We start from the raw sequence: 26,092 nt of genomic DNA, 5'->3' as shown, positions 1-26,092 counted from the left end.
GAGCGGGCGACGTCCGCCTGTGAGCGGCCCTCGACGACGACCGCCGTGATGATGAGTCTGGCCTTCGACACGGGCTGACTCTCGACCGCCCGCAGGCTCTAACCGCCTGTGTTTCCTATCTCCGGAGACATGCGCCTACCGGGTTTCCTATGTCTTGAGACACCCGTTTCTTATGTCCTGAAGCACAACACCTCAGGGTGTCAACGGCCAAGTGCGTGTCGCCGTTGGTGGCCAGGTTGAGGTCCCCACGTCTTCGAAGTTGGCTACTTTTTGGTGTGGCGTGCCGGGTCTCGTGTGCGGGCCTGCCTCATGCGGAAGGATTCGCCCTCGGTGACCACCACGATGCTGTGGTGCAGCAGTCGGTCGAGCAGGCTGACAGCGGTGGTGTGCTCGGGCAGGAAGCGGCCCCATTGATCGAAAGGCCAGTGCGAACCGATGCCGAGCGCGCGGCGTTCGTAGGCGGCGGCCACGAAGCGAAACAGCAGTTGGGCACCGGTGTCATCCAGCGGGGCGAAGCCCACCTCGTCGATGATCACCAGGTCGGCGCGTAGCAGGTTGTCGATCACCCGCCCCACCGAGTTGTCGGCCATGCCGCGAAAGAGGGTCTCGACCAGCTCGGCGGCGGTGAAGTAGCGCACCTTGTAGCCGGCGCCGATGGCGGCGACGCCGAAGGCGATAAGGCTGTGGCTCTTGCCCGTGCCGGCCGGACCGACCGCGCAGTAGTTCTCCGCCGCACCGATCCACTCCAGCGAGGCCAGATAGTCGAAGGTCGCGGAGGGGATGGAAGAGGCCGCGACGTCGAACTCCTCGATTGTCTTGATCACGGGGAAGGCGGCGGCTTTCATCCGGGTACGGGCGTTGGAGGCATCACGTGCCGCCAGCTCGGCATCGATGAGAGTGCGCAGGAACTCCTCGGGGTTCCACCGTTGAGTGCGGGCGGTGAGCAGGAGTTCGGGTGCCAGGCTGCGTATGGTGGCCAGTTTGAGGCGGCGCAGTCCGGCGTCGATGTCGGCGGCCAGCGCCGGGGGTGTGGCGGCGGTCATGACACCTGTCCGATCTTGCCGGGGGTGTACTCGGCCAGGGACCTGGTAGGCACCTGTGGCAGTTCCAGCACCAACGCGTTCCCGGCTGCGGTGGGCTGTGGTGTCCCGGTCCCGGCGGCCAGGATGGAGCGGATGTCTTCGGCTCGCCAGCGGCGGAACCGCGTGGCCCGCTCCAGCGCTGCCAGGAGTGCCTGTTGCCCGTGCGCGGCGTGCAAAGCGGCCAGCTCGGCCAGGTCGCCGGCCAGCCGGGTGTTGCCCGAGGCGGCCGAGCCGGCCAGCCATGTCTCGGCAGGTGGGCCGAGCGCCAGGAACGCCTTCTCCGCCTCGGTGCGGGGCCGCGCCGCGCGGCGGGGTGCCGGACGCGGCCCGCCGTAGTGCTGATCGAGGATGGAGGCCTCGCCGGGGGCGACCGGGGTGTGCTCGGCGACGACCTCGCCGGTGGCCAGGTCGGTGATCAGCAGGACGCCGCCGGTCTCACCGATGGCCACCCTCGTCCCGATCAGCCGATTGGGCACCGAGTAGCGGGCCGAGCCGAACCGCACGCATGACAGCCGGTCGACCTTGCGGCAGGCAGAGGGCTTGCCGATCTGCGGGCGCAACGACGGCAAGGCTCCCATCACCTTGCGCTCGGCGATCAGGCGTTCGGCCGGGATGGCGCAGATCTCCGAGTGCGCCACCGCGTTGACCTCCGTGCACCAGGTCCGGGCAGCGACGTTGGCCACCGTCAGGTCGTCGAAGGGAGCCTGCGGGACGACCAGGTCCCGCTTGGCGTAGCCGACGAGGTTCTCCACGATCCCCTTGGATTCGGGGTCGGCGGCCTCGCACCAGTCCGGGCGGAACCCGTAGTGGGTGGCGAAGCGGACGTAGTCGGCGGTGGGGATGACCTTGTTGGCCACCACACCGCCCTTCAAACAGCCCATCCGGTCGGCCAGCACCATCGCGGGCACCGCGCCGAGCGTCTCGAAGCACTCTGCGAGGAAGGCCAGGGTGGTGGCGGCGCGCTCGTTGTCGGCGAAGCGGACGAACCGGAAGCGGGACCAGGCCAGCACTGCGCAGAACACATGCAGCCCGCCCCCGGCATCGCCCCAGTCGATGACCAGCATCTCGCCCGGCGTCCAGACCGCCGGACGCCGCCCCCGGTGGTTGTCACGCCGCCAGTCCTTCTTCACCTGGGCGACCAAGCGGCGGAAGTTCCGCGCCGACCCCGCATACCCGGCGGACTGAGCCAGCGGCAGCAGCCGCTTGGCCGAGATCTTGCCGTGCGTCGCGCGGACCTTGCCGGTGACCAGATCAATCACCTGGTCGTAGTTGTGTTCCCGCTGTTTACGGCCCGGCGTCTTGTCCCCGGCCAGCGTCTTCTCAATGATGCGTTTCACGGTCTTGTGCGTGGTGCCGCACATCTCTGCGGCACCACGGTAAGTGCCTACCTCCCGGTAGGCGGCGATGATGTCCATGACTTCCCCCGAAGATTTCATGGCCGGGCAGACTCCCTGAGCGGTGATCTTGTGACTGGCTGACACCGTCACGATCACCGTTCAGGGGCACGCCCCTCCCCACGACACGCAGACGCACAGAACAGGAGTGGGGACTAAAACTGGCCACCAGCGGTGACCTCAACCCGGCCACCTACGGCTACTTTTGCATGGCCACGGACACAGGGCGCGCTCTCCCATCCAGCCCAGATGCCCTCTGTTCTGGGCTTGATCGTGCCATGCTGGCGCGCGCAGCCGAACGCCGCCGAGAGCCGCCGCTTGTCTCCAGTCACGGGAGATACGCGGTTGCGAAGGTCATGCTGCGGTGCCGGCGCCGATGCATGACGTGGAAGATCACCGTCTGGCAGCCGCGCGTGATCAGCCCCGAGGGTCCCCTGGTGATCGTCATTGATCACACAGCACAGGGCCGAACCCGGAGGCCGGGTCCGGCCCTGCGGCACTTCTGGTCTCGTCACCTGGCCTGGGAGGCCTCCACGAGCCGTGCGATATCGGGCAGTACGGCCTCCGCCACAGTGATCTTCCGATCGATCAGGCCGCTGGCGTGGAAGAGGTCCGCCGCGCGCTGCTGTTCCGCGACGAAGTCGTCGGTGACGGGCTGCAGCCCGAACGGGCGGGTGCGCAGGGCGTGCTCCCAGGCGTCGACGCTCCCACCGTCGTCGGCGGCGAACAGTTCGGCCGCGGCACGATAGTTCTGCTGGATCCACGCGTCGGACTCCTGAAGCGCGCCGACGATGGCGGCGAGTTCCTCGCGGTGCCCTTCGGCGAAGTCGCGCCGGGTGAACCAGAGCGATCGGTGGCTGAACAATCCGTCGGTAGCGACGAGTTCTCGGATGGCGGCCTCCTGCTCGACGCGGGTGAGCGCAGGGTACGAGCCGACCCACGCGTCCACCTCACGGTCCAGGAACAGCTGGGCGGCGTCGGTGTAGGCGTCGACCGGCTCGATGTCCTTCCACGTCAGCCCGGCCCGGTCGAGTGCGAACAGCAGAAGTGTGGTCTGCCACGAGCCGTGGCCGAGCGCGACCCGCTTGCCCTTCAGGTCCTCCAGGGATTTGATCGGCGAATCCTCGTGCACGACCAGCCGGCCGTTCTCGTGACGGGGCCCGGAGATCGCCACGTACACGATGTCGTGTCCCTTGCCCTGCGCGGTGACCGGCGGCGTGGAACCGGTGCCGATGAAGTCGTACCCACCGTCGAAGAGGTGGTCGCCGTGCACAGTGGGGAGTGCCTTGGTGGCATCGGGGCGCTCGCCCTGCGGGAGGCTGCGCAAATCCACCCATTCGACATCAGGCAGGGAGCGCTCCAGGATGCCCTGGTGGCGCAGTACCCACAGTGAGTTGTTGTTGGGGAAGTAGCCGACACGGACGCTCATCAGATGGTTCCTTTCGCGATAGACAGGGTGTGCGGGTGCAGCGGGGAGGTCTGGCGGATGTCGTGGCCACGCAGCAGAGGAAGTACTTCCTCGCCGACGCGGTAGGCCTCCTCCAGGTGGGGGACGCCGGCGAGGATGAAGGCGTCGACGCCGATTCCGATCAGCTCGTCGAGCCGTTCGGCGACCTGTTCATAGCTCCCCACGAGCCCGAAGGCGGGACCGCCGCGGAGCAGGTGGAAGCCGCCCCAGACGTTCGGCGACACCTCCAGCTCCCGGTAATCGCGAACCGGCCAGGAGATGAACGACTGGCTGCGCAGCCAGCCGACGGAGTCACCGTCCGCGCTGCGTAGCGCCGCCGGGTCGACATGCGCCCAGCCGCGCCTGATCTCGTCCCATGCCGCCTCCTCTGTCTCACGGGCGAGCACGTCGATGCGGACGGCGAACTTGGGAGCCCGTCCGAGCGCGGCGCTGTGCTCGCGGACCTGGGCGAACTTGGCCGCCAACTCGGGGAAGGGTTCCAGCCACGACAGGTAGTAGTCGGCGTGGCGGCCCGCCGCCTCGATGGCGGCCTTGGACGAGCCGGAGAAGTAGATCTCCGGGAAGGGTTGCCGAGCGAGCGGCTCGGGCAGCCCCGCCCCCTCGACCCGGTAGAACCGGCCCTCGTAGTCGAACGGACCACCGTTCCACACGCCCTTGAGCACATCGAGGAACTCCGACGTCCGGGCATACCGATCGTCGTGGTCGACCCGGTCCCCCCACCAGAGCTGGGCAGGGCCGCCACCACCAGAGATGATGTTGTAGACGACTCGTCCGCCGGTCGCCCGCTGCAGGCTCGCCGACATCCGGGCCGCCTGCACCGGGTGGAGGAAACCCGGCTGATAGGCGATCATGAAACGGTACGTCGTGGTCTCGCGGGCCAGTGCCGCGGCCGTGGCCCACGGGTCGTCAGTAAACGGGAACGACGGCAACAGGCCGCCGACGAACCCAGAGCTCTCCGAGGCTCTGGCGACGTCGGCCATGTGATCGACGTACGAGTAACCGTCGCGGCGGCCGTCCCGGATCCCTGGGGTCAGGCTGCCGGGTACCACCGGCGCCCACTCCCCCCGGCTGGACACCCGGCGCCGCAGCGACGGCTGATCACCGTGAGTCCCGATCCGCCAGTAGATGTCAATGGGCATGCTCGATCTCCTTAGCGAACAGCGGCAGCAACCGCTCGCCCAGCCGGTAGGTCTCCTCGATGTGGGGCCGTGCCTCCAGGACGAACGTGGTCACCCCCTGGTCGAGGTAGCCGCGGATGCCGGCTGCGACGGTCTCGTATGAACCGACCAGGCCGGGCGTGGCGGAATCGGCGATGCGGGCGAATCCATGCCACAGACCGGTCCGCGGGTCGGGATCCGGTAGGCCGTCCTCTGCGCCGCCGATGATGTTCCACAGCCGCCGTGCCTCGTCCCACGCCTCATCGTCGTCGTCTCGTGCCAGGACGGGGAGCCGCAGACCGTACTCGAGCTTGCGGCCTGCCTCCGCCGACCGCGCACCCAGCTCGGCGATGCCTGCCGCCACGTCCTGATCTCCGGTGAACAGGTGCACGTCGGCATGCCGCGCCGAGACTGCGAGCGCGTCTGATGAGGTGCCGGTCAGGTATACGCGGGGGAACGGCAGGCCCGAGTTGGGCGGCTGGAATCCGCCTGCGAGCACCTGGTAGAAACGGCCTTCGTAGGTGTAGCCCTCCCCGTTCCACACGCCTCTGGCCACGGTGAGAAACTCCTCTGCCCGGGCGTACCGGTCCGCCCCCTGCAGGAAGTCCCCCTGCGACCGGGCGACGGCCGGGTCGAGATCGATGTCGATCTGCCAGCCGAGCCGGTTGTCGGTGAACCGCTGGAGGGACGCTGAGACCTTGGCCGCGTAGACGGGCGTGGCGATCCCTGGATGAAAACCGGCCACGACCCGAAGGTGCCGGCTCTGTCTCAGCAGGCCGGCGGCCACGACCAGGGACTCCTCGCCGGCGGGGTCGAAGGGCACGAGTGCCCCGCCGAGGCCGGCTATCTCCGCTGCCCTGCCAATCTGAGCGAGGTGTTCGAACGGCCCGAAGGCGCCCGGCCGTAGATCGGTGACGAACGCGGGCAGCGGGCGCCGCGCGGCGGGTTGCCAGTCCCCCCGGTCCCGTCGCAGCGGGTCACGCCCGTCTCCCCGGGTCGGCACTGTGATCAGGAAGTCCGGACTGTCCGTCATCGCGCCACCACCTCGGCGGTCTGCGTCACGCCCGGCAGGCCGTTCCGCCCGGCCTGCGCGTCGAGCCGCTTGCGGGCGAGTTCGAGCGGCTCAGTTGCCGCCCATGCGTCGATGTCCACGTCGGCGTCGAGGAATCCGTGGATCAGCAGGAAGTCCTTCTGAATCCGCAGGAGTTCCAACCGCTCGGGCGAGAGGTCCGGGTGGAGCGAGTGGTGGAAGTCGCCTCGGTAGGCGGTGGTCACGGCATCCGCTCCAGACCGCGTCTCGCCCGCCAGGATCTCGCGCACCCGGCTCAGATTGCCCGGCGCCCAGTCGGCGGCGCGCAGCGTCTGGGCGAGGAATCCGACGACCAGATCGGGATGCTCGTCCAGGAGCCGCTCGTGCACCGTGATCGGCCTCGGGGTGCCGTTGTTGACCCTGGTACGGCGGTCGGGATGCGCGTCGAGGTCGACGGCGACCACGGCACCGATCTCCTTGGCCTGCTCGGCGGCCCGCGCCCCCTTGGCGTACACCGCGTCCACCTCGCCTCGCGCCAACTCGGCGATACCCGGCCAGGAGAACGCCCGGTCGCCGGCGTCCCGACCGACCGACGGGCTGGACTGGGCGGCCACCTCGACGAAGATGACGTCGTCGAGGGTCAGTCCGCCCTGGGACAACGCGCCCTTGATTCCATGCAGAGCCATGGCCCGGGGGAAGCTCTTCGCCCGGGTCTCAGCCCATGCGGGCAGGGCGACCCGGGCACCGGCCAGGTCCGCGGCGCCGGTGATGCCCGAGTCGGCCCTGACGAGGATGGACTGCCACTCCTCGATCCAGGTCAGGCCGATCAGCCGGGTCGGGGCACCGGCCGAGCGGGCGGCCAGCGCGGGGACGTTGCCGCCCTCCCTGAACAGCCCGAGAAGCTGATGATCGAAATGATGCTTGGCCAGTTCAGGCCCCGCATCCTGAAGGATGCCGATGTCCAGGCCCGCCACCTGGAACTCCTCTTTCAACCAGCCCTGGTTGTGGGCGAGGCCGCTGGCGGTGGGAACGGGGCACCGGGTGTACCAGATCTTGTCAAGGGAAGACATGTGACTCCTACGTGTGTCTGCGTCCGCCTCGTATTGGGGCCGACGCACCCAGACGGGTGGTGGGCGGGTGAGCTAATGCGAGGCCGGAACCACACCCAGGTGGCTCAGGAAGAGCCGTCGGTAGTCGGCGAACGGGGCGCTGTTGCGGTCCCGGGGATGGGGCAGGTCGATCCTCTGGTCGACGGCCAGCGTCCCTTCTCGCAGCACCACGACCCGGTCCGCCAGCCGTACGGCCTCGTCCACGTCGTGCGTGACGAGGACGACCGCCGGACGGTGCCGCGCGCAGAGCTCCGCGACCAGTTCCTGCATCTGGAGGCGGGTCAGCGCGTCCAGCGCGGCGAACGGCTCATCGAGCAGCAACACCTCGGGATCGCGCACGAGGGCCCTGGCGAGGGCCACCCGCTGCGCCTCTCCTCCGGAGAGGGTCGCGGGCCACGCCCGCCCGTATCCCTCCAGCCCGACCTCGGCCAATGCTCGGCGCCCCGCCTCCCGCGCGGCGGCCGGGAGACCGAGGATGACGTTGGCCAGCACCCGCCTGGCCGGGATCAGCCGCGGCTCCTGATAGACGGTCGTACGGCGGCGCGCCGCCAGCACGGTACCGGCGTCGGGGAGCTCCAGGCCCGCCAGGATGCGCAGCAGGGTGGTCTTCCCGGTACCGCTCGGGCCGAGGAGGGCGAAGAACTCACCCCTGCGAATCTCCAGATCGATTCCGGACAGTACGGTTTTGGCTCCGAATGCCTTGCGTAGCCCGCTGATCCGTACGGCCAGGCCGTCGGTGGCGGCGTCTTCTTCGCCGATCGTCGTCTCGGTCATCGAGTCCTCCCGCGTGCGCTCATCGGGCGACCAGGTGCCGGCGCCAGGGCATGGCCAGGCGCTCGAGCAACCGGATCACGCCGTCGAAGACCAGTCCGAGAACGGCGTAAATGAGGATGCAGAGCACCATGTAGTCGGGACGGAAGTACTGCTGGGCGAGAGTGACCAGATAACCGATGCCCTCGATGGCACCAATCTGTTCGGCGGCGATCAGGCCGGTGAGCGAGACCGACAGGCAGATGCGCAGCGCCATCAGGATGTTGGGCAGCGCGCTCGGGATGATGACTTCGATGGCCAGCCTGTGACCGCCCAGGCCGAAACCGCGCGCCGCCTCGACCACCTTGCGGTCGACGTTCCTGACCCCGAGGTAGGTGTAGGCGTACATAGGGACCGCCGCCGACACCGCAATCAGCACGATCTTGAACGTCTCGCCGACACCGAACCACGAGATGAACAGCGGGACCAGTGCGAGGAAAGGCACCGCCCGCATCATCTGCATGGTCGGGTCGACCAGCTCCTCACCCAGTGCCGAGATGCCGGCGGCGACTCCGAGCACCAGCCCGATCCCGCCGCCGACGAGCACGCCGAGCCCTGCCCTCTGCGCCGAGGCGAGCAGATAGTCGACGAGTTGGCCGGTCGCGATCAGCTCGCGTAGGGCGTCGAAGACGGAAGACGGCGCGGCCAGCACGTCCGGCGGGATGCGTCCGCTGCTCGACCCGTACCACCAGCAGACGAGCAGCAGCAGCGGTACGCCGATCCGCAGGCCGCCCGACAACGCCGGTGGGCGACGTCTGACACCGAGATACTGCGGAGCCTCCAGATCGGAGACCTCGGCGGCAGGCGGGACGCCAGGGCCCGACCGCACGCCCACGTCACTTGATGTGTGCACTCTCTCCACGGTCATGGCAGGTCACCCGGCCGAGGCGGGCGACGAAGCTCCGGTTGCCGCCTTCAGATCGAAGAGCACGTTCGCCGGATCGACAGGCCCGGGCACCACTCCGTACTTCCGGAACAGATCGGCCACCTGCTGGATGTTGGCGCCGTCGTCCTGGGTGACGTAGCGAGGGATGTTGGCGTGCTTGGCCGTTTCGATGTCCAGCGCCAGCCGCGCGCCGCTCACAGCCGTCGGGCCCTGCGTGAGAAACACGTTCTCGAACTTCTCCGGTGTCTTCTTGGCCTCCTCTGTCAGCTCCTGCACCACCTCGAGATAGACGCGGACCGCCTCGGGATGCTGTTCGAGCAGTTCGTTGCGCGCGGCGAGGATGGTCAGGTCCTTGTCATCGAGCTCCCGGCCATGCACGATCACCCGGGCGCCCTTGTTCACCGCCTCCGGGTAGGCCTTGACGATCGCCCACCAGGCGTCCACCTTGCCGGTCGCGAAGGCCGCGGCGCCCTGGTCGGGGTTGAGGTATACGCGCTTGACCTGGTCGACCGGGACTCCGGCCTTCTCCAGGGCGAGCAGGAGCAGGTACTCCCCCTTGCCGCCCTTGTTCACCGCCACCTGCTTGCCGACCAGGTCCTTGACCGACTTGATCGGGCTGTCGGGCCGTACGACCAGCCCGTCGGTGTCCGGCGCGGCCGGGTCAGTGACCGGGTCGGTAACGGAGAAGATCTTGATGTCGGGACTGTTCGCGAGATAGCCGACCGCGGGCGAGATGGCACCCTGGATAACGTTCACCGATCCCGAATGCACCGCATCGATGGTCGCGGTGAAGGAGGCGTAGGAACCGCCCCACTCCACCGAGGCGCCGACGGCCTTGAGCCGCTTTTCCAGGATGCCCTCGCGTTTGGCGTAGGCGAGCGGGCCGGCGTTGCCGGGGTCCTGCAGCTTGAGCACCGCACCGGTCCCGCCCGAGGACGGGGATCCGCCGGCGGTCGAGGATGACGAACCGCAGGCGGCGGTGAGGACCGCGAGCGACACAACCGCAGCGAGGACCGCGACGTGCGCGCTCCGCCGAGATCGCCGATCGGACCGGTGCAATCGAGATTTCCACATGGCGATGACAAGCCCCTAACAGTGGGAGGAAAGCGACTAGACGAGGCCGACCACATGCGGCCACCGGGACGGGACAGAGAACCCCTTGATCAAGGGCGAAGGATCGGAGAACGCCTCCGGCGCAACCGCCCGCGAGGCGGTCCGCGTTCACCTACAGAGGCTGGCGTCCACGTACATGAAGTCGATCGCGCGCCGGGACGTTAGGGCAACACTGGACATATTACCCTTTATTTCAGGTAGGGAATAAATAGGTCAAAGGCATCTCATGATGCGAGATGCACGAGTAGTCCGTCGACACGGGCGCTGGAGTTTCGTCAGGCCGCGCACACGCAGGCCCTGGGCGGCGGCGCGGGACATGCTCGACCACGTGGACGACGGCGTCGTCGCGCAGGTGCAGGCCGAGTCGGCGAAGCAGGAGTCCGTGGGGCAGGCGCGGCAGCTCGCCTTCCACAAGGGCATCAAATCCGGCATTCCTCACAACCGGACCGCGGGGGCCACACTTGCGGGCATGACAACCACCCCCCAGGCGGCGACATGGACCACCGCCGCACGGCGCCACCGTTTCGCCGCTTTCCTGGTCGACAACCTGATCCTTCTCGTGGCCAACGCTCTGATCGGGCTGATGCTGAAGCCGCCCGCCCAGCCCCGGACCGACGAGCCGGGTTATCTCACGACGCTGCTCAACCCGTACGCGGACGCCGACTGGCCGCTGCAGGTCGCGATAACCGTCGTGGGCGCCGCCTACTTCTGGGTGCAACACGCACTGTGGGGCCAGACGCTCGGTAAGCGGCTGTATCGCCTGAAGGTGGTGTCAGCCGCGACGGGAGCGATGCCCGCCCGCCGCCAGATCGGGATCCGGACGCTGGTCCACCCTCTCCTCGGCTCGGCGGTTCCATATCTCGGATCGGTTCTCTACCTCGTCGACGCCCTGTGGATCTTCGGTGATCCCCGGCGGCGCTGCCTGCACGACATCGTCGCCGGGACCGTCGTCGTGGACGTGTCCGCCCCCGGCACGAAGGCATCGGGGACGTCCGGGTTCCTGACCGGGCTCGTGGTCGTCCTCGCCGCGTCCGCCGCGTTCGCACTGATCACCACGCTGCTGGCGGCGTAGGACTCACCGAACAGCCGTGACACCGGGATCGGGGGCCAGGGCGCTTTCCGGTCCCGGGTGGCGGGCGTACGGTCGCCGGTGCATATCGTCGTGTCCGAGGAGCAGGAAGGCCAGGGCATGAAGATCGCCGTCATCGGGGGGACCGGCCTCATCGGATCCCGGTTGGTCAGGATTCTGAACGCGCGCGGGCACGAGGCGGTGCCCCATTCGAGGTCCACCGGTGTGGACCTGCTCACCGGCCGCGGCCTGCCCGAGGCGCTGGCCGGCGCCGACGTGGTCGTCAACCTGACGAAACCGCAGCGCTTCGACGACGCCTCGCCCGCCTTCTTCCGGACGACGATGAACCACCTGCTGACCGAGGCGGCGGCGGCCGGCGTCGGGCATGCGGTCATCCTGTCGATCGTGGGCGCCGACCTGGTGCCGAGCCTGGTCTACTACCAGGCCAAGGTGCTGCAGGAGGACCTGCTCAAGGCGGGCCCGGTGCCCTACTCGATCGTGCGTTCCACGCAGTTCTTCGAGTTCATCGACACGGTGCTGTCCTGGACCTCCGACGAGCACACCGTCCGCCTGCCCGCCACTCTCATGCAGCCCATGGCGGCCGACGACGTCGCCCGGGCCGTGGCCGACATCAGCGTGGGCGTCCCGCTGCGCGGCACCCGCGACATCGCGGGCCCTGAGGTCTTCGCGCTCGACGAGCTGGGCAGGATCACCCTCGCCGCCCGTGGCGACCGCCGTACGGTCGTCACCGACGACGGCGCGGGCATGTACGCCGCCGCGCCGGGCCGCGCCCTCGTCGCCAAGGACGGCGCCGTCATCGCCGAAACCACCTATCGGGAGTGGCTCGCACGCTGACGCCCGCCGTCTCTGTCACAGATCGAACGCCCTGCCCTATCTTCGAGGCGACCGTACGTTGCCCAGCGACAGGAGCAGGACCTTGCCACCAGCAGGCACCACGATCCGGATCCGGGTCCGGATGAGCGCCCGTGCCATCGACGAGCCGCATCGCGTCTCAAGTCAGTTGGAGCTGCTGTTCGACCTCACCTTCGTGGTCGCGGTCGCGGCCGTCACCGCGCAGTTCGCGCACGACATCGCCGAGGGCCGCGGCCTGGCCGGGCTGGTGCCGTTCCTCCAGGTGTTCTTCGCGATCTGGTGGGCGTGGATGAACTTCACGTGGTTCGCCTCGTCCTACGACACCGACGACGTCGCCTACCGGGTGCTCACCATGGTGCAGATGGCCGGCGTGCTGGTCCTCGCCGCCGGGGTGCCCGCCGCGGCGAGCCGCTCCGAGTACGGAGTCATCACCCTGGGCTACCTCGTGATGAGGATCGGGCTCGTCGCCCAGTGGCTGCGGGCCGGTTTCGAAGACCCGGCGAGGCGGCGTACGGCGTTCCGCTACGCCGCCGGCATCGCCGTCCTGCAGCTGGGCTGGCTGTCGCGGCTCGTTCTTGTGGAGACGGGAGTGCTGCCCTCGTCCTCCGGCCTGCCGTACTTCGTCTGCCTCGCCGTCCTGGAGCTCGCCGTGCCGTGGTGGGCGGAGCGGGCCGGGGCCACCAACTGGCATCCGCACCACATCGCCGAGCGGTACGGCCTGTTCACGATCATCCTGCTCGGGGAGAGCGTGCTGGCCGCGAGCAGAGGGGTCGGACGGGCTCTGGAGGCGGACGCCGTCGGCGGCTCCTTCGTCGTGATCTCCATCGCCGGTCTCATCCTGCTCTTCGCTCTGTGGTGGCTGTACTTCCTCGGGCCTGCCGGGGACGGTCTCACCGACCGCCGCCATAGGTCCTACCTGTGGGGATATGGCCACTATGGGATATTCGCGGCCCTGGCGGCCCTCGGCGCCGGGCTTGAGGTGGCGGTGGAGCGGAACGGGCACGACGTGTCGTCATCGGCGCTCGGTTACGCGGTCGCCGTCCCGGTAGGGGTCTGTCTCGCCCTGCTGTGGGCGGTGCACGTGCTCGTCGTCCGAGAGCCCGTCATGTCCCCCGCCGCGGTCGTGGCGTGCGTCCTCGTCGTCCTGTCACTGCCGCTCACGACGCCCTGGATCGGTGTGGCCGGCACGGTCGCGGCGATCGCGACGGTCTGCGTTCTGCTGGTCGCGGTCACGATCTGGACGGCGGCCGTCAGGTCCCGCTCGCGTGACATGAGTCACCTCGCCGGTGACGAGCCGATGTGAACTTCGCCTCCGCCGTCACAACCCCGGAGGCTGTCCGGTCTTAGCTGGCGACCGGGCGGCGACGAGACCGCCCGGCGGACAGAAAGAGAGCACGATGAAGATCGTCGTTATCGGCGGCACCGGCCTGATCGGGTCGAAGCTGGTGAAGAAGCTGGGCGAGCACGGCCACGAGGCGGTGGCGGCCTCACCGAACACCGGCGTCAACACCCTGACCGGCGAGGGCCTGGCCGAGGTGCTGAAGGGTGCGCACGTGGTGGTCGACGTGTCGAACTCGCCGTCGTTCGAGCGGACCGCGGTGCTGAAGTTCTTCGAGACCTCCACGGGCAACCTGCTCGCGGCCGAGGCCGACGCGGGCGTGGGTCACCACGTCGCGGTGTCGATCGTGGGCACCGAGCGGATGCCGGAGAACGGCTACTTCGCGGCGAAGATCGCCCAGGAGCAGCTCATCGAGAAGTCGGGCATCCCGTTCTCGCTCGTGCACTCGACCCAGTTTTTCGAGTTCGCCCGCGGCATCGCGGACGACGCCACGGTGGACGGCAAGGTGCACATGGCGCCCGTGCTCTTCCAGCCCATCGCGGGTGAGGACGTCGCCGAGGCGGTCGGCCGGGCCGCGATGGGGTCGCCGCTGAACGGCCGGGTCGAGATCGCCGGGCCCGAGCGGTTCCGGATGGACGAGTTCTTCCAGAAGGCGCTGACCGCGTGGGGCGACCCGCGCGAGGTCGTCGTCGACCCGCACGCGCGTTACTTCGGCAGCGAGCTGAGCGAGCACTCCCTCGTTCCGATCGGCGACGCCTCCCTCGGCACCATTCACTACCTCGACTGGCTCGGCGACGCCGCCACCGGCAAGTAGGCAGGCGAGGCCGTTCATTCCCCGGGCGCGTACGCGATGACCACCGTCACCCCCCTCGCACCGCCGCGCAGTGCCCCGCCGCGGGCTCCCACCGCGGGCCCCCCGCCACGGGCCCGCGGCGTGCGGGTCGGCGCGGCCATCGCGTCCCGCCCCGGCCGGGCCGCCCCTCACGACACGGAAAGAGGAACGATGACAGCTCCGAGCGACGACGGATTCCTGCACGAGCTCGAACTCGAGGTCGAGGCGGAGGTGGTCCAGGTCGAGCTCAGCCGTCCCGAGGACGCCGCCGACCTGCCGGTCGCCGAGTGGCTGTTCGACCCTGCGGACGCCGAACGCGAGGAGATCGGCCTGCGGGGTCTGCTCGCCGCGGTCGAGGTGCTGGAGGACGACCTCCCGATGGAAGACGACCTCCCGCCCGGCGACCCCGCCGCGTAGCGGGCCCCGGCTATCGGGCGACCCCGGCGGCCGGCCGTTCTTCCAGCTCGGCGAGGTCGCCGGTCTGCGCGGCGGAGAGGAACGTCCGTACGAGGCGCCGGTGCCCGGTGGTGCTCACCGGGTTGCGGCGGCCGGCGGCGAGGTGGTCGCGGGCGCGTCGCACGAGTTGCCGCGCGTGGTCTTCGCCCACGTGGAGAATCTCGGAGATCCGGCGATAGAGATAATCGAAGGCGCAGCCTGGCCCGGGCCCCCATGGACGGCGCGTACGGGCCCGGCTGGGTCAGTCGCCCGCCGCCGAGGTGACGTGCAGGGCGACCGGCCGGAGGACACAGCCGGAACACGCCACGGGCGATCATCGAGGCGGTCGTCTCATAACCGGCCGTGATCAGCGAGAAGACCGTGTTGACCAGCTCGCCCTCCGACAGCCGGTCGTCGGCGTCCCTGGCCTGGATGAGCAGGTCGATGAGGTCGTCGCCGGGCGAGCGGCGATGCTGGGCGACCAGCTCGGCGGCGTAGGCCATGAAGTCGCTGTAGCCCTCATGACGCGCCTGCTCGGTGGCCGTCGAGGTGGTCAGGAACATGTCCGTCCACTGGACGAACCGCTCGTAGTCGTCCACCGGCACACCGAGCATCTCGCAGATGACATGGGCCGGCAGGCGCAGCGCGTACTCCTCGACCAGCTCGAAGCGGTCACCCAGGCCGTCGAGGAGTTCGGCGGCGATCGCCGCGATGCGCGGACGCCACCGCTCGGTCTGGCGCGGTGTGAAGGTGCCCTGCATGATCCGTCGATAGCGCGTGTGCTCCGGCGGATCCTGATTGATCAGCGCGTCCGGGTCGTCGTCGATGCCGACGCCGCTCACGAAGCGCGGCAGTCCGGGCAGGCGCAGATTGCGGCTGGACGTGGGTGAGGCGAGCAGGACCCGCACGTCCTCATATCGGGCGGCCATCGGGACCTGGTCGCCACTGGGCATGGTCGCCGGATCCAGCGGCCCGCATTCGCGTCTGCGGGCGAACTCCGGTGATGGCGTACCCAGCGGTCCCGGCACGATATCCGGCCCTATGACGGGCTCGGGGGTCGGCTCGGTCCCGTTCGGATCCAGCTCGGCGGTCACTGCAACCCCTTCCGGTCCGGGTCGCCCGGGGCGCGGCCTATGCGGAACGTACGAAATGTGACACGGTCCGTCAACGGGTCAGGCCGAAGGCGGGGACCGGAGCCGGTTCCCGCCTTCTTCGCTCTCGCCGTTCTTCGCTCTCGTCCTTTCCCTGGGCTCGCCCTCCCCCGCTCTCACCGGGCCGTGGTGAACAGGAACGCGCAGTCCTGTACGGCCTCCATGCGGTGGCGGCGTTCCGGCATGACCAGCAGGTCGCCGGGCCGTCCTTCCCACGAGTCGCGCCCGGAGACGAGCCGCACCCGCCCGTGCAGCACGTGGACGGTGACCTCGCCGGGATGCTCGTGGACGTGCTCGCCCTGTCGCAGGGCCATGAGGGTCTGCCGCAGCGAACGGTCGTAGCCGCCGTGCACGGTGGTGGCGATGCGGCCGGTGTCCGCCGCACGGGCGAGCGCGAGCAGATCACGGGCGAGCGCGGCGAGCGAGACCCTGGTCATGACCGCGGCGCCCGGCGGTCTCTCCGGGCTTCCAGTTCCTCCGGGCCGACCACGGTCAGCATCGGCTGCCCGGGTGCGCAGAACATCGTCACGACGAACGCCGACTCCTCGTCGGCGAGGTGGTTGCCGTCCTGGTAGTGGATCACGTCCCCGCCGGGCTCCCAGAACGTCTCACCGGCCCGGACGACCCGCGCGGGCTCGCCTTCGAGCTCGAAGTCGATGGCCCCTTTGATCACGTACCCGTACGCGGGTCCGGAGTGCCGGTGCGGCGGCGAGCCGGGGCTGTTCGGCGGCAACGTGACGAGGATCGTCATCGCCTCGGCCCCCTCCGGTGCGGGCGGGGCCTCCGGCACGGTCCCGACGACGTCGATCTTCGGTGGCGGGCCGCTCTTGACGGGGTTCTCCAGGTAGTGGATGTGAGCGTGATCGGTGGTCATCGGGTTTCCTCCGCGAGACGGTGACCGGCTCGATCCGGCCGTACACCAGCTCAGACAAGACAGCGTCCCGATGCGTGACAGCGCCGCACACGATGCGGCCTCCGGAACCCTCATCTTCGTCGCAGGTCAGCCGTCACGACGGCGCTCCTCGCGCCCCTCGGCGTTCGCCCAGATCGTGTCGCGCAGCCAGCCGGCCAGGCCCGGCTCCATCGCGTCGTAGTGGGCGGCGAACCGGGGGTCGTCGAGGATCCGGCCGATCTCGGCGAGCGGGAACCCGAGCTCCCGGTAGACGAGGACGCGGTGGATCCGGGCGACGTCGTCGCCCGAATACACCCGATATCCGGCCCAGGTGCGCTCACTCGGGCACACGAGGCCGATCGCGTCCCAGTGATGCAGCGTCTTCACGCTGACGCCGACGAGCGCGGCGGCCCGGCCGACCGTGAGGCCGTCGGCGCCGTCCGGCCCTGCGGCGGCCGGTTCGCGTTCGGGGGCGCTCGTCACCGGCCCAGTATCGCCGATCGGGCCGGAGGCCCACGGTCTGAGACCGGCGTACGGCGTCGTCACTCGGCGGGGATCTCGATCCCGATCTCTCGCAGGCCGGCCGCCCTCGCACTGTGCGGGTCGAGCGGCTGGGCGGCCGTCATCACGACCCGGGCGTTCTCGGGCGTGACCACCGTCAGCTCGATGGAGTTCCACGGCATCTCTCGCGGGCCGGTGGTGCATCCCGGCACGAGTTCCTCACACCGCGCGGCGATCTTGTCGATCTGGCTGAGGACGCAGGCGAAGCTGACGCTCATCGCCGGGACCTCGCTCACCTGTTCCGCGGGCACGAGCAGGACGTCCTGGAAGGCCCAGCGGCGAAGATGGACCAGGCGGTCCGGCACGGTGAACAGGTCGACGAAGCCGAGCCCGCGGGTCCAGAAGTCCGTCGACGCCGCGAGATCCCGGGTGGGGATGGTGACGAACATCGGCATGCCGTAGTAGTCCCGGTAGATCTCCGGGGCGGTCGCGTCGAGCGCGGGCATGGGAACGGGACTGATGTACTCGCTCATGCCCCGATCGTCGAGCCTCCCGCAACGTGAGGGTCAAGCCTGTGCGGACGCGGACAGGCATGGCACGGAGACGGCCCGGTCAGCGCGCTACCCCCGTCGCAGCGGGCTCAGCGGCCTCGCGCCGTCCGGGCCTCGTCGGCGGCTCCGTAGCCGGTGGCGCGGAAGAGGAAGGAGGCCCAGGAGCGGTAGGGCCGCCACGCCTCGGCCACCTTCCGGTAGACGGCGGGCGAGGCGTCCTCCGGCAGGCCGTACGCCTCGCGGAGGATCGCGAACAGGCGCGGCTCGTCACCCGGGAACGCGTCCGGCGCGCCCGCGCCGCGGATCAGGATCAGGCCGGCGGAGAACGGCCCCACGCCGGGCAGCGCCCTGAGCTCCGCCAACGCCTCCTGGGGGTCGAGCGCGCGCAGGTGTTCGGTGGTGAGCACGCCGTCGAGCGCCGCCTGGGCCAGCCCGCGCAGCCACTCCTCCTTCTGCGCGGGCAGGCCGAGACCACCGGCCCGCAGCAGCGTCATGGGCGGAGGGAAGGCGGCGTAGGGTTCCCCGTCCACGATGACCTTCGCACCGTATCGCTCCCCGATGCGCTGTTTGATCCGGGCGGCGACGAGCATCGACGACCGCTGCACGATCACCGCCCAGCACGCCGCCTCCCAGGGGCTCCAGAAGCAGAGCGGGCGCAGGCCGGGACTCTTCCGTTGCAGGTCGCCGAGCACCGGGTCGGCCTCGCCTGCCGCGGCGAAGCCGGAGCCGTCCACGTCGAGGGACAGGATGCGCGCCACCTCGGCCCGGATGCGCGGCCCGGCGGCCCGCGTCGTGGCGACGGCGACCCCGTCGGGTGCGGCGGTCACGGTCACGCCGATCGGCAGCCAGTCGGACTCCGCGCAGTAGGCGAAGCGCAGCGCCCGCCCGTCGGAGGGCAGCCCGCCGGTGACCGGCCAGTCCTCGACGAAGCGCAACGTGGCGCCGAAGTCGTACGGGCCTTCCGCTGTGATGGTGAAACCGTGGCTGGTCATGGGCCTCATCGTACGAGCCCGGACCGACAAACGATCTTCGCGCGCCGGACCGGACCATCGGCAACAGAGGCACTCGAAGCACACGCGGACGGCCGACCCGCCTACACTTCACGGACACGAGGGAGACCGACGCTTCACCCGAAGCGCGTCGAAAAGTTTCGACATGGGACTTTCGACTTTCACTGTCCCCCTTCGACTCTCGTTGCCTATTCTTCCGTTGCACGGCGGCCTTCCGGCGTGACCAAAACCGGACCAACTGGCATTCCTGTGCCGATCATGGAGCGAGCATCGTGTCGAAACCTTTCGGTGACAGTGGGGAGATCCGCCTCGGTGACGGGCCGGCCTTCCGAGGGACGACGCGCGCATGGTGACGGTGGCGTTCAGCGGCACGCGGGAGGGCGAGGCGCCGCTGACCTGGGGACAGCGGCTCATGTGGCGTGCGGTCCACCTGATGGGCGACAGCCAGACGTTCCTGAGCTGCCCGTGGGTGCTCCCGGTGTACGGCAGACGCGACCTCGGCAGCGTCCTGGACGCGCTGCGCGTGCTGCTCGAACGCCACGAGAGCCTGCGTACGACCTTCGCCCTCACTCCGGAGGGGCCGGTGCAGCGGGTCGGCCGCGGCGGCGAGCTGACCGTCGACCTGGTGGAGGCGGGAGAGGAACGGGCACTGCGGGTCGCCGAGCGGGTCTCGGCCGAGCTGGGCCGCACGGCCTTCGTCCACGACCGCGACCTGCCGCTGCGCTGCTCCGTCGTTCTCAAGAACGGCCGCCCGACGGCGCTGGCGCTCGCCTTCTCCCATCTGGCCGTTGACTTCCAGGCGTTGAACACGCTGTCGGAGGAGTGGAAGGCCCTGCTGCGCGGCGAGAAGCTGCCGCCCGCCGAGTGGCAGCCGATGGACCAGGCCGCCGCCGAGCGCGAGGAGCCCTACCCCGCCCGCTCGGCCAAGTCCGTCCGCTACTGGCACTCCGTGCTGGCGGACGGACCGCTGGACGTGTTCGACCATCCGCCGCATGAGGCGGAGGACCCGCGGTTCATCGAGGTCGGCATGGAGTCGGTGGCGCTCGCCGTCGCGGCGGAGCGGCTGGCGGAACGCTGGACGATGCGGACGACCAACGTGCTGCTCGCCGCCTGCGCCACCGTGCTGGCCGTCGTGAGCGGCCGCCCGCGCGCCGTCATGCAGCTCGTGCACAGCAACCGCCGCGACGCGCGGACCCGTGCGATGGTCGGCACCGTGGAACAGGACGGCCTGTTCGTGCTCGACCTGCCCGGCACGGACTTCGCCGCCACCTGCCGGGCCGCGCAGCGCGGGGCGCTCAGGGCGTATCGCAACGCGCACTACGACCCGTTCGAGATGCAGGCCATGCGCGAGGAGATCGGCCGCCGCCGCGGCCGGGAGCCCGACCTCGACGCGTTCTTCAACGACAGGCGGACCTCCGGCACCTGGCCGGGCCTGCCTCCCGTCGGCCGCGACGAGGACGTGGCGCCCCTCACCGAGAAGACCCGGACGTACGTGACGAACGCCTGGCCGGGTGTCCGGTTCAAGGCGTTCTTCACGGTCGTCTCGGCGCCCGACACCGGGAAGCTCAGCCTCATCGTCGACACCGCCTATCTGCCGTCGGGCATCGCCGAGTCGATGCTGCGCGGCGTCGAGGCCCTGCTGGTGCGCGCCCTCACCGAGGACGTCCCGATGAGCGCCGTCCCCGAGGTGTGCGGGATCGGCCACTACACCGGACGCCCGGATTAGCCGACGTCCGTCAGCAGGTCCTCCACAGCCGACCGGAGGGACGGCCATTCGTCCCCGAGGACCCATCGGGCACAGGTGAGGGCCTCGAAATTCTCCGCGCGCCCGGCGGCTTCGAGCAACGCGAGCCTGACCGCGACCACGGCCGCCGCGCGCAGCCTCTCGGCACGGTCAGGGTCGTCCCCTTCGGGGATGACGGGCACCCAGCCGTCGTGAAGCTGCAGTTGCGTCTCCAGCAGACCCCACCGCAGTTCCTCCCCGAGCGCTCCCCCGCCCGCGACCACGTCGATCGCGTCCTCGATCGGCGGCTCGTCCAGTCCGAACCGCCCGGTGAGGTCCCGGGCCGGCAGGAGCAGCGCCGCCCGCCGTACGGCCTCGGGGGCGTGCCGCAACCGGGCGTCGAGGTCCGGCTCCACGTGCCCGAACCCCCGCCGTTCGAGCGGCGCGCTGAGCGGAGGGTCGATGAGGATCGCCTGCCGCATGTCGCCGACCCATTCGGCGGTCAGGCGGGCACCGGTGGACGACTCCATGACGGCCATCGCGGCCGTTTTGAGCGCCCATGCCTCCGCCCGGGTCGTCACCGGGCGGCTCGCGACCGCGTCCCGGAGGGGGCCGATCGCGTCCGCGACGGCCTCGGGACGCGGTCCGGTCATCAGCGCGGGATCCAGCCCGGGAACCACTGCGAGGATCTCGCCACCGGCCGCGCACGTCAGCCGCTCTCCGCCGTTGACGTGCCAGGACAGCGACCATACGCGAGCGTCCACGCTGAGCCTGCGTATGACGTCCGGGCCGCTCGTGTACGCCCCGTTCGCTTCGAGCAGCATCATCGACGGCCCCGAAGCGCCGGCGAAGACGACCTCCATGGGATAGAGATCCGTTTCTCGTATCCACAGCTCGGCGATCTCGGGGCTGCCACCACCGGTCAGCCTCGACGCGACCACGTCGACCGGTGGTGGCGTTTCGGCCCAGGGGTGCACGACGGTCCAGGTCAGCGCGTTCGCGAGCCACTGGTGGGATTCGAGGAACCGCAGGTAGTGCGCACGCATCTCGTCGGCCGCCATCGGCCTCCTTCCGATTCGCGGTCGATTGTCAGGACTGCTGGACGGCCAGGCGCAGGCCGAAGCCGATGACGATGACGCCGGTGAGCCGGTCGAGGGCGCGCTTGACCGACGGCCTGCGCAGCCAGCCGCGCAGGATCCCGGTGAACCCGATGAGCACGGCGCTCCACACCAGCCCCTCGCAGACGTGGACGCCCGCGAGCAGCACCCCCATCACCGCGTGCGACACCCCCTGCGGCATGAACTGGGGCAGCACCGCGACGTAGAAGGCGCCCACCTTGGGGTTGAGCAGGTTGGTCAGCAGGCCCCGCCGGAACGCCCGCCCCCACCCGGTGTCCGCCGGGTCGGGCGGCGCGGCGTCGTCCGCCCCGCCCGTACGGCTGTGCCAGAGCATCCTGCCGCCCATCCAGATCAGGTAGGCGACGCCCGCCCACCGCACCACCTCGTACGCCACCTGGGAGGCGGTGAGGAGAGCCGACAGGCCGGCGGCGGTGAGCAGGCCCCACAGCAGGGTGCCGAGCTGGATGCCGAGCACCACGGCCCAGGCCGGCCTCCGGCCGGCGAGCAGCGACGTACGCAGGATCAGCGCCGTGTCCAGACCGGGCGTGAGCGTGAGCAGCAGCACGATGGCGGCGAATGAGGCGATGGCGCCATAGACATCCACAACGGTCACCGTAGCGGCCGTTCGACCCGGTCGATCACCGGAACGACCGCATCCGATCAAACCGGCCTGGCATCGAAGTCATGGACGAGCCACAGCCGGTCGCGCTCCCCAACGGCCGCACCCTGAAATGCGACACCTGCGAGAACGAGCTGTTCGAGATGCGCCGGTGGAAACTCCAGACCACGGGCACGACGTTCATGAATCTCGACTGGGCCAACCGCGACGCCACCTGCTTCGTGCGCAGCAGTTGCCGGCGCGTTCACTGGTTCCACTGGTGATCGGAAATCACAGGTAGCCCCAGGCGACCGCGATCTCGCGCAGCGCCTCGGGCACCTCGCCGGGGGCGGGCAGCGGGCGGCCCGGCTGCACCCGCCCGCTCCGGATCTTGTCGCGCCAGTCGCCGATGCCCTTGACGAAGTCGCCGTGCTCCTTTTCGCCATAGCGGACCATCGCGGGCTCGTACTCCACACCGAGCCAGGCGCACAGCCGCCGCAGCTCGCCTTCGGTGTCGTCGACGAGCCGCTCGTAGCGGACGTCGATGCCCTCGTGGCGGCGTCTGGCCTCCTCCAGGTGGCGCATGTACTGCAGCGTGTGCCGTACGGCCTCGTCCATCGGCCGCGCCCGCGGATCCGCCTCGTGCCACGACCTCGCGATCGACGCGGGGTGGCGCAGGAGGAAGACGAACCGGGCGTCCGGCCAGCACGTCGTGATGCGGCGGTGGGCGAAGACGTTGCTGGGCGTCTTGTCCACGAGGACCTCCTTGCCGCTCCGGACGAGTTCCCGGTGCAGCAGGCGGTCCCACAGGATGTGCTCGATGTCGCTCGTGCGGTGACCGGCCGCCTCCATGGCCTGCCGTACGGGATCGGTCGTGAGGGTCACGGCGATCCGCCGGACGTGCAGCTCGTGCGGCGCGTGGATCCTGCTGTGGCTGTTCAGCAGCACGCGCAGGAGCGTGGAGCCCGACCTGACGGGCGAGAGCACGAAAACGGGTGCGCGCAGCAGGCGGTCGGCGGCGGGATCGGCAGGCGGGCGCGGCCGGGTCACGCCCGCGCGCGGGCCGGGGTCACGCCCGCGCCCGGGCCGGGGCCGGGAACGCGTTGGACGCGCGGGCCGGGGAGGCGCCGGGCGGGGTCATGCCGGCGACAGGACCAGGACCGCGTGGTCGGGCGCCACGCTCGCGAGCCGCAGGCGGATGTCGCCGATCCTGCCGGGCCGTCCCATGGCCAGCGTCAGCCCGCCCTCGGTGTGGCAGCGGCCGTTGAAGCAGCTCTGGCTGACGCCGGTGTTCATGCCCTCGACGTGGAAGGCGCCCGCGCCCGCTTCGAAGCGCACCCGCACCTCGCCCTGGTCGAGCCCCACGATCGTGATCTCGTCGAGGCCGGTCTTCGGGTCGAGCCGCAGCCGGTCTCCCTGGCGGACCGCCACCTCGCAGTCGGCGTTCCGGCACGCGTCCGGATGGTCGAAGGCCGAGACGACAGACGGGCTGGGCGAGGGCGATGCGAAGACGGTGGCCGCCGGATCGGCGACGGGGTTCAGGGTGGACGCCGGGCCGCCCGTGGCCACCGACCCCGCCGGCGTCTGCGGCTGCGTCTCCGGCTGGGGCGACCCGCACGCCGCGAGCAGCACGGCCACCGGTACGGCGACGAGGCCCGCCCGGCCGATCAAGCGGGACGCGTACGGTCCTCGACGCATGACTCTCCCCGAGACCACGACGGCTGCGCCGGTCCGACGCACCGGCGGCCCGAGCGGCTCAGGCCCAAGCACAAGCCAAGGCACGGGCCCAAGTTCAAGCCCAGGCACACAGCCCAGGCCAAGCCCGAACACAGGCACACGGACAGGCCCTGCCGCTCGACTCGATCAGGCCTTCCCCGAGCCCGGCGACTCCAATCCCCTGATCTGGGGTCACAGGAGGAGGGCGCCGGTGATCTGGTGGGCGGTCCTGCGTACGGCCGCGCCCAGGCGGGGCAGCGCCGCCGCCCCCACCGGAGCGGCGACCCCGACGGCCATATACACCCCGCCGTCCGGGCCGAAGACGGGCGCGGCCACGCAGCACACCCCCTCGGCGAACTCCTCCCGCGCGTACCCGACGCCCTCGCAGCGGATGGCCGCGAGCTCGCGTTCCAGCGCGACCGGCGCGGTCACCGTACGGCCGGTCACCCTCCGCAGGGCCGGGGCGGCGAGGAACGCGGCGCGCAGCCCTGCGTCGTGGGCGAGCAGCACCTTGCCCGTGGCCGTGCAGTGCAGCGGCGCCCGGTCGACGCCGTCCGACGGCGACCTGACCCGGTTGTGCCCGTACAACCGCTCGACGTACACGACCTCGGATCCGTCCGGCACGGCCAGGTTGACCGTCTGCCGGGTCGCCTCGTAGAGCTGGAGCAGGTGCGGCAGGACCACCCTGCGCGAGCCGGGGAGCCGCCGGCCCTGCACCGCCCAGCCGCGCGGTGCCACGAGGTCGGCGAGGCGTCCGCCGACCATGTAGTCGCCGCCCGTACGCGTGACCAGGCCCCGCCGCTGCAGCGTCCCGAGCAGGCGATGCGTGGTGGTCTTGGAGAACCCGGTCGACCGGTGCACCTGGGTCAGGTTCATCGGCCGCATGCCGACGGCCAGGCACAGGAGGATCTCTATCCCGCGTTCCAGGCTGCCCAGGGCGGAGGCCGCCTCCGCTCGGCGGGCACGATCCAACGGTACGAACAATCCCACCCCGCGACGCTCGACGCACATCTTGATCGGCCAGCGGTCACCTTAGCCGCGCCGCGCCGCGCATGAAGGGAGAACGCGGTTGCTAGGCCGAGGCCGCCAGCTCGACCTGGCGGCCGACTCCGTCGCACTCTGCGGCGGCCAGCACGGGCGCGAGCAGGCCGGGAAAGCGGGTCTCCAGGTCGTCCCGGCGGAGCACGACGAAGCAGCGGGTGCCCTCTTGACGGGTGCGCGTGATCCCGGCGTCGCGCAGGACCCGTAAGTGATGGCTGAGCGTCGACTTGGCGACGGGGGCCCGCAGCTCGCCCCACCCGCGCTCCCGCCCGTCGGCCAGCAGCCGGACCAGGCCGACCCGGATCGGATCGCTCAGCGCCGCCATGACCACGGTGAGCGAGATCTCGTCCAGTTCGGGGTGGTGCGCCTGCTTCATGGGCACATGATAGCTTGTTCGCTGTTCATCGAACATCGAACATTGGAGTCACGTTGACCGGACACGCTGATGACCGCTTCACCGGCCGGGTCGTCGTCGTCACCGGTGCGGGCTCGGGCATCGGACGCGCCGCCGCCCTCGCCTTCGCCCGGGCGGGAGCGCGGGTCCTCGGGGTGGGCCGCCGCGCACACGCGCTTGAGGAGACCGCCCGGCAGCACCCGGACATCGCCGTGCTCGTCGCCGACCTGCGCGCCGCCGATTCGCCCGAGACGGTCGTCCGTACGGCCGTCGACCGCTGGGGCCGGCTGGACGTGCTGGTCAACAACGCCGGAGCGACCATGATCATGCCGCTGGCCGAGACGACGGCGGAGCGCGTCACCGACCTGTTCGCCCTCAACGTCACCGCGCCCAGCCTCCTCGCCCGGGAGGTGCTGCCCCACCTTCGCCAGGCGCACGGGTCGATCGTCAACGTCTCCAGCACGTACGGGCACCGGCCGCTGCCCGGCGCGGCGCACTACGCCGCGTCGAAGGCCGCGATCGAGCAGCTCACCCGGAGCTGGGCGCTGGAGCTCGCCGGGGACGGCGTCCGGGTCAACGCTCTCGCGCCCGGGCCGACCGAGAGCGAGGCGCTCGCCTCCGCGGGGCTGTCCGACGCCGCCGTCGAGCAGGTGAAGCAGGACGAGGCACGCAGCATCCCCCTCGGCAGGCGTGGCGCACCCGGAGAGGTCGCCGAGTGGATCCTCCGTCTCGCCGATCCCGGCGCCACGTGGCTCACCGGCCAGGTCCTCACCCTCGACGGCGGCCTTGAGCTCACCTGA

At 70.3% G+C, this 26,092-nt stretch carries 30 protein-coding genes and 1 pseudogene; 9 read left to right on the top strand and 22 right to left on the bottom strand.

The window, feature by feature from the left end; genetic code table 11:
* Positions 1–263 precede the first annotated feature (263 nt).
* The 9 genes from istB to HCK04_RS19025 all read right to left on the bottom strand — a co-directional run bounded on the left by istB (position 264) and on the right by HCK04_RS19025 (position 9,851).
* A complete protein-coding gene (istB, locus tag HCK04_RS19065; RefSeq protein ID WP_142648704.1) occupies positions 264–1,043 on the bottom strand; it encodes an IS21-like element helper ATPase IstB in 780 nt (259 codons plus the stop codon).
* The gene (istA, locus tag HCK04_RS19060; RefSeq protein WP_142648723.1) at positions 1,040–2,518 is read right to left on the bottom strand and encodes an IS21 family transposase; all 1,479 of its coding nucleotides are present in this window, start codon (positions 2,516–2,518) and stop codon (positions 1,040–1,042) included. The genes istB and istA overlap by 4 nt, the downstream gene beginning before the upstream one ends.
* A gap of 469 nt (positions 2,519–2,987) precedes the next feature.
* Positions 2,988–3,905: an ABC transporter substrate-binding protein gene (locus HCK04_RS19055; RefSeq protein WP_142648703.1), complete on the bottom strand. Its 918-nt coding sequence runs from the start codon at positions 3,903–3,905 to the stop codon at positions 2,988–2,990.
* The gene (locus HCK04_RS19050) at positions 3,905–5,083 is read right to left on the bottom strand and encodes an LLM class flavin-dependent oxidoreductase (protein ID WP_142648702.1); all 1,179 of its coding nucleotides are present in this window, start codon (positions 5,081–5,083) and stop codon (positions 3,905–3,907) included. The genes HCK04_RS19055 and HCK04_RS19050 overlap by 1 nt, the downstream gene beginning before the upstream one ends.
* On the bottom strand, positions 5,073–6,134 hold the full coding sequence (locus HCK04_RS19045; protein ID WP_142648701.1) for an LLM class flavin-dependent oxidoreductase: 1,062 nt from the start codon (positions 6,132–6,134) through the stop codon (positions 5,073–5,075). The genes HCK04_RS19050 and HCK04_RS19045 overlap by 11 nt, the downstream gene beginning before the upstream one ends.
* The gene (locus HCK04_RS19040) at positions 6,131–7,201 is read right to left on the bottom strand and encodes an ABC transporter substrate-binding protein (RefSeq protein ID WP_142648700.1); all 1,071 of its coding nucleotides are present in this window, start codon (positions 7,199–7,201) and stop codon (positions 6,131–6,133) included. Before HCK04_RS19040 ends, HCK04_RS19045 begins: the two co-directional genes overlap by 4 nt.
* 72 nt (positions 7,202–7,273) lie before the next feature.
* A complete protein-coding gene (locus tag HCK04_RS19035) occupies positions 7,274–8,014 on the bottom strand; it encodes an ABC transporter ATP-binding protein (protein ID WP_142648699.1) in 741 nt (246 codons plus the stop codon).
* Positions 8,015–8,033: 19 nt separating this feature from the next.
* On the bottom strand, positions 8,034–8,918 hold the full coding sequence (locus HCK04_RS19030) for an ABC transporter permease (protein ID WP_142648698.1): 885 nt from the start codon (positions 8,916–8,918) through the stop codon (positions 8,034–8,036).
* A 6-nt stretch (positions 8,919–8,924) separates the two neighbouring features.
* Positions 8,925–9,851, bottom strand: a complete 927-nt coding sequence (locus HCK04_RS19025; RefSeq protein ID WP_260617329.1) for an ABC transporter substrate-binding protein — start codon at positions 9,849–9,851, stop codon at positions 8,925–8,927.
* A gap of 514 nt (positions 9,852–10,365) precedes the next feature.
* On the opposite strand from HCK04_RS19025, the gene HCK04_RS19020 reads away from it, so the two are divergent.
* The 5 genes from HCK04_RS19020 to HCK04_RS19000 all read left to right on the top strand — a co-directional run bounded on the left by HCK04_RS19020 (position 10,366) and on the right by HCK04_RS19000 (position 14,579).
* Positions 10,366–11,121 carry an RDD family protein gene (locus HCK04_RS19020; RefSeq protein ID WP_142648694.1) on the top strand — a complete coding sequence of 252 codons (756 nt, stop codon included), beginning with the start codon at positions 10,366–10,368 and terminating at the stop codon, positions 11,119–11,121.
* A gap of 90 nt (positions 11,122–11,211) precedes the next feature.
* On the top strand, positions 11,212–11,973 hold the full coding sequence (locus HCK04_RS19015; protein WP_260617328.1) for an NAD(P)H-binding protein: 762 nt from the start codon (positions 11,212–11,214) through the stop codon (positions 11,971–11,973).
* Positions 11,974–12,055: 82 nt separating this feature from the next.
* Positions 12,056–13,294: a low temperature requirement protein A gene (locus tag HCK04_RS19010; protein WP_205830431.1), complete on the top strand. Its 1,239-nt coding sequence runs from the start codon at positions 12,056–12,058 to the stop codon at positions 13,292–13,294.
* A gap of 94 nt (positions 13,295–13,388) precedes the next feature.
* A complete protein-coding gene (locus HCK04_RS19005) occupies positions 13,389–14,144 on the top strand; it encodes an SDR family oxidoreductase (RefSeq protein ID WP_142648692.1) in 756 nt (251 codons plus the stop codon).
* 189 nt (positions 14,145–14,333) lie between these two features.
* The gene (locus HCK04_RS19000) at positions 14,334–14,579 is read left to right on the top strand and encodes a hypothetical protein (protein WP_168066039.1); all 246 of its coding nucleotides are present in this window, start codon (positions 14,334–14,336) and stop codon (positions 14,577–14,579) included.
* Positions 14,580–14,589: 10 nt separating this feature from the next.
* On the opposite strand, the gene HCK04_RS18995 is transcribed toward HCK04_RS19000, so the two are convergent.
* Together HCK04_RS18995 and HCK04_RS42545 are read right to left on the bottom strand one after the other, a co-directional pair.
* Positions 14,590–14,769 carry a hypothetical protein gene (locus HCK04_RS18995; RefSeq protein ID WP_185948993.1) on the bottom strand — a complete coding sequence of 60 codons (180 nt, stop codon included), beginning with the start codon at positions 14,767–14,769 and terminating at the stop codon, positions 14,590–14,592.
* Between the two features lie 202 nt (positions 14,770–14,971).
* A pseudogene (locus HCK04_RS42545) lies at positions 14,972–15,100 on the bottom strand (cytochrome P450); the annotation flags it as partial.
* Here HCK04_RS42545 and HCK04_RS42540 point away from each other — a divergent pair.
* Positions 15,068–15,487, top strand: a complete 420-nt coding sequence (locus HCK04_RS42540) for a hypothetical protein (RefSeq protein ID WP_240971587.1) — start codon at positions 15,068–15,070, stop codon at positions 15,485–15,487. The pseudogene HCK04_RS42545 and the gene HCK04_RS42540 sit on opposite strands and share 33 nt — an antisense overlap.
* 377 nt (positions 15,488–15,864) lie before the next feature.
* On the opposite strand, the gene HCK04_RS18985 is transcribed toward HCK04_RS42540, so the two are convergent.
* The 5 genes from HCK04_RS18985 to HCK04_RS18965 all read right to left on the bottom strand — a co-directional run bounded on the left by HCK04_RS18985 (position 15,865) and on the right by HCK04_RS18965 (position 18,684).
* Complete coding sequence (locus HCK04_RS18985; protein WP_142648690.1) at positions 15,865–16,185, bottom strand: LuxR family transcriptional regulator; 321 nt, start codon at positions 16,183–16,185, stop codon at positions 15,865–15,867.
* Positions 16,182–16,622: a cupin domain-containing protein gene (locus tag HCK04_RS18980; protein WP_142648687.1), complete on the bottom strand. Its 441-nt coding sequence runs from the start codon at positions 16,620–16,622 to the stop codon at positions 16,182–16,184. The genes HCK04_RS18985 and HCK04_RS18980 overlap by 4 nt, the downstream gene beginning before the upstream one ends.
* A 126-nt stretch (positions 16,623–16,748) precedes the next feature.
* Complete coding sequence (locus tag HCK04_RS41255; protein WP_221889936.1) at positions 16,749–17,123, bottom strand: MerR family transcriptional regulator; 375 nt, start codon at positions 17,121–17,123, stop codon at positions 16,749–16,751.
* Between the two features lie 59 nt (positions 17,124–17,182).
* Complete coding sequence (locus HCK04_RS18970; protein ID WP_142648685.1) at positions 17,183–17,674, bottom strand: VOC family protein; 492 nt, start codon at positions 17,672–17,674, stop codon at positions 17,183–17,185.
* A 107-nt stretch (positions 17,675–17,781) separates the two neighbouring features.
* Positions 17,782–18,684: a DNA-3-methyladenine glycosylase gene (locus HCK04_RS18965; RefSeq protein ID WP_142648683.1), complete on the bottom strand. Its 903-nt coding sequence runs from the start codon at positions 18,682–18,684 to the stop codon at positions 17,782–17,784.
* A gap of 364 nt (positions 18,685–19,048) precedes the next feature.
* On the opposite strand from HCK04_RS18965, the gene HCK04_RS18960 reads away from it, so the two are divergent.
* Positions 19,049–20,428: a condensation domain-containing protein gene (locus HCK04_RS18960; RefSeq protein WP_142648682.1), complete on the top strand. Its 1,380-nt coding sequence runs from the start codon at positions 19,049–19,051 to the stop codon at positions 20,426–20,428.
* Here HCK04_RS18960 and HCK04_RS18955 read toward each other — a convergent pair.
* Together HCK04_RS18955 and HCK04_RS18950 are read right to left on the bottom strand one after the other, a co-directional pair.
* Positions 20,425–21,486: a DUF6461 domain-containing protein gene (locus tag HCK04_RS18955; RefSeq protein ID WP_142648680.1), complete on the bottom strand. Its 1,062-nt coding sequence runs from the start codon at positions 21,484–21,486 to the stop codon at positions 20,425–20,427. The genes HCK04_RS18960 and HCK04_RS18955 overlap by 4 nt on opposite strands.
* Before the next feature lie 28 nt (positions 21,487–21,514).
* Positions 21,515–22,147 carry a LysE family translocator gene (locus HCK04_RS18950; protein WP_168066057.1) on the bottom strand — a complete coding sequence of 211 codons (633 nt, stop codon included), beginning with the start codon at positions 22,145–22,147 and terminating at the stop codon, positions 21,515–21,517.
* An 80-nt stretch (positions 22,148–22,227) separates the two neighbouring features.
* On the opposite strand from HCK04_RS18950, the gene HCK04_RS18945 reads away from it, so the two are divergent.
* Entirely contained in the window at positions 22,228–22,425 is a 198-nt protein-coding gene (locus tag HCK04_RS18945; protein ID WP_142648678.1) for a hypothetical protein, read from the top strand.
* 7 nt (positions 22,426–22,432) lie between these two features.
* Here the strand turns inward: HCK04_RS18945 and HCK04_RS18940 are convergent, their stop codons facing one another.
* From HCK04_RS18940 to HCK04_RS18925, 4 genes are all read right to left on the bottom strand, one after another.
* Complete coding sequence (locus HCK04_RS18940) at positions 22,433–23,191, bottom strand: sulfotransferase (protein WP_142648676.1); 759 nt, start codon at positions 23,189–23,191, stop codon at positions 22,433–22,435.
* 87 nt (positions 23,192–23,278) lie between these two features.
* Entirely contained in the window at positions 23,279–23,839 is a 561-nt protein-coding gene (locus tag HCK04_RS18935; protein ID WP_142648675.1) for a hypothetical protein, read from the bottom strand.
* A 210-nt stretch (positions 23,840–24,049) separates the two neighbouring features.
* Complete coding sequence (locus HCK04_RS18930) at positions 24,050–24,847, bottom strand: IclR family transcriptional regulator (protein ID WP_168066055.1); 798 nt, start codon at positions 24,845–24,847, stop codon at positions 24,050–24,052.
* Between the two features lie 82 nt (positions 24,848–24,929).
* On the bottom strand, positions 24,930–25,274 hold the full coding sequence (locus tag HCK04_RS18925; RefSeq protein WP_142648671.1) for a helix-turn-helix domain-containing protein: 345 nt from the start codon (positions 25,272–25,274) through the stop codon (positions 24,930–24,932).
* A 53-nt stretch (positions 25,275–25,327) separates the two neighbouring features.
* Between HCK04_RS18925 and HCK04_RS18920 the strand changes: the two genes are divergently transcribed.
* Positions 25,328–26,092: an SDR family oxidoreductase gene (locus HCK04_RS18920; protein WP_142648669.1), complete on the top strand. Its 765-nt coding sequence runs from the start codon at positions 25,328–25,330 to the stop codon at positions 26,090–26,092.

Origin of the sequence: Microbispora sp. CL1-1, assembly GCF_012034195.1 — a bacterium.
Classification (GTDB): Bacteria; Actinomycetota; Actinomycetes; order Streptosporangiales; family Streptosporangiaceae; genus Microbispora.
This window is presented reverse-complemented; position numbering and strand designations above follow the sequence as displayed.

What these genes read in the sequence shown, in the direction of transcription:
- HCK04_RS19050 (WP_142648702.1), bottom strand. Translation starts at nt 5,083, where the DNA reads ATGCCCATTGACATCTACTGGCGGATCGGGACTCACGGTGATCAGCCG.
- HCK04_RS18945 (WP_142648678.1), top strand. Translation starts at nt 22,228, where the DNA reads ATGGACGAGCCACAGCCGGTCGCGCTCCCCAACGGCCGCACCCTGAAA.
- HCK04_RS19020 (WP_142648694.1), top strand. Translation starts at nt 10,366, where the DNA reads ATGCTCGACCACGTGGACGACGGCGTCGTCGCGCAGGTGCAGGCCGAG.
- HCK04_RS19005 (WP_142648692.1), top strand. Translation starts at nt 13,389, where the DNA reads ATGAAGATCGTCGTTATCGGCGGCACCGGCCTGATCGGGTCGAAGCTG.
- HCK04_RS42540 (WP_240971587.1), top strand. Translation starts at nt 15,068, where the DNA reads ATGCTGGGCGACCAGCTCGGCGGCGTAGGCCATGAAGTCGCTGTAGCC.
- HCK04_RS18985 (WP_142648690.1), bottom strand. Translation starts at nt 16,185, where the DNA reads ATGACCAGGGTCTCGCTCGCCGCGCTCGCCCGTGATCTGCTCGCGCTC.
- HCK04_RS19045 (WP_142648701.1), bottom strand. Translation starts at nt 6,134, where the DNA reads ATGACGGACAGTCCGGACTTCCTGATCACAGTGCCGACCCGGGGAGAC.
- HCK04_RS18970 (WP_142648685.1), bottom strand. Translation starts at nt 17,674, where the DNA reads ATGAGCGAGTACATCAGTCCCGTTCCCATGCCCGCGCTCGACGCGACC.
- HCK04_RS19040 (WP_142648700.1), bottom strand. Translation starts at nt 7,201, where the DNA reads ATGTCTTCCCTTGACAAGATCTGGTACACCCGGTGCCCCGTTCCCACC.
- istB (WP_142648704.1), bottom strand. Translation starts at nt 1,043, where the DNA reads ATGACCGCCGCCACACCCCCGGCGCTGGCCGCCGACATCGACGCCGGA.
- istA (WP_142648723.1), bottom strand. Translation starts at nt 2,518, where the DNA reads ATGAAATCTTCGGGGGAAGTCATGGACATCATCGCCGCCTACCGGGAG.
- HCK04_RS18935 (WP_142648675.1), bottom strand. Translation starts at nt 23,839, where the DNA reads ATGCGTCGAGGACCGTACGCGTCCCGCTTGATCGGCCGGGCGGGCCTC.
- HCK04_RS19000 (WP_168066039.1), top strand. Translation starts at nt 14,334, where the DNA reads ATGACAGCTCCGAGCGACGACGGATTCCTGCACGAGCTCGAACTCGAG.
- HCK04_RS19055 (WP_142648703.1), bottom strand. Translation starts at nt 3,905, where the DNA reads ATGAGCGTCCGTGTCGGCTACTTCCCCAACAACAACTCACTGTGGGTA.
- HCK04_RS18980 (WP_142648687.1), bottom strand. Translation starts at nt 16,622, where the DNA reads ATGACCACCGATCACGCTCACATCCACTACCTGGAGAACCCCGTCAAG.
- HCK04_RS19035 (WP_142648699.1), bottom strand. Translation starts at nt 8,014, where the DNA reads ATGACCGAGACGACGATCGGCGAAGAAGACGCCGCCACCGACGGCCTG.
- HCK04_RS18965 (WP_142648683.1), bottom strand. Translation starts at nt 18,684, where the DNA reads ATGACCAGCCACGGTTTCACCATCACAGCGGAAGGCCCGTACGACTTC.
- HCK04_RS18960 (WP_142648682.1), top strand. Translation starts at nt 19,049, where the DNA reads ATGGTGACGGTGGCGTTCAGCGGCACGCGGGAGGGCGAGGCGCCGCTG.
- HCK04_RS19030 (WP_142648698.1), bottom strand. Translation starts at nt 8,918, where the DNA reads ATGACCGTGGAGAGAGTGCACACATCAAGTGACGTGGGCGTGCGGTCG.
- HCK04_RS18955 (WP_142648680.1), bottom strand. Translation starts at nt 21,486, where the DNA reads ATGGCGGCCGACGAGATGCGTGCGCACTACCTGCGGTTCCTCGAATCC.
- HCK04_RS18925 (WP_142648671.1), bottom strand. Translation starts at nt 25,274, where the DNA reads ATGAAGCAGGCGCACCACCCCGAACTGGACGAGATCTCGCTCACCGTG.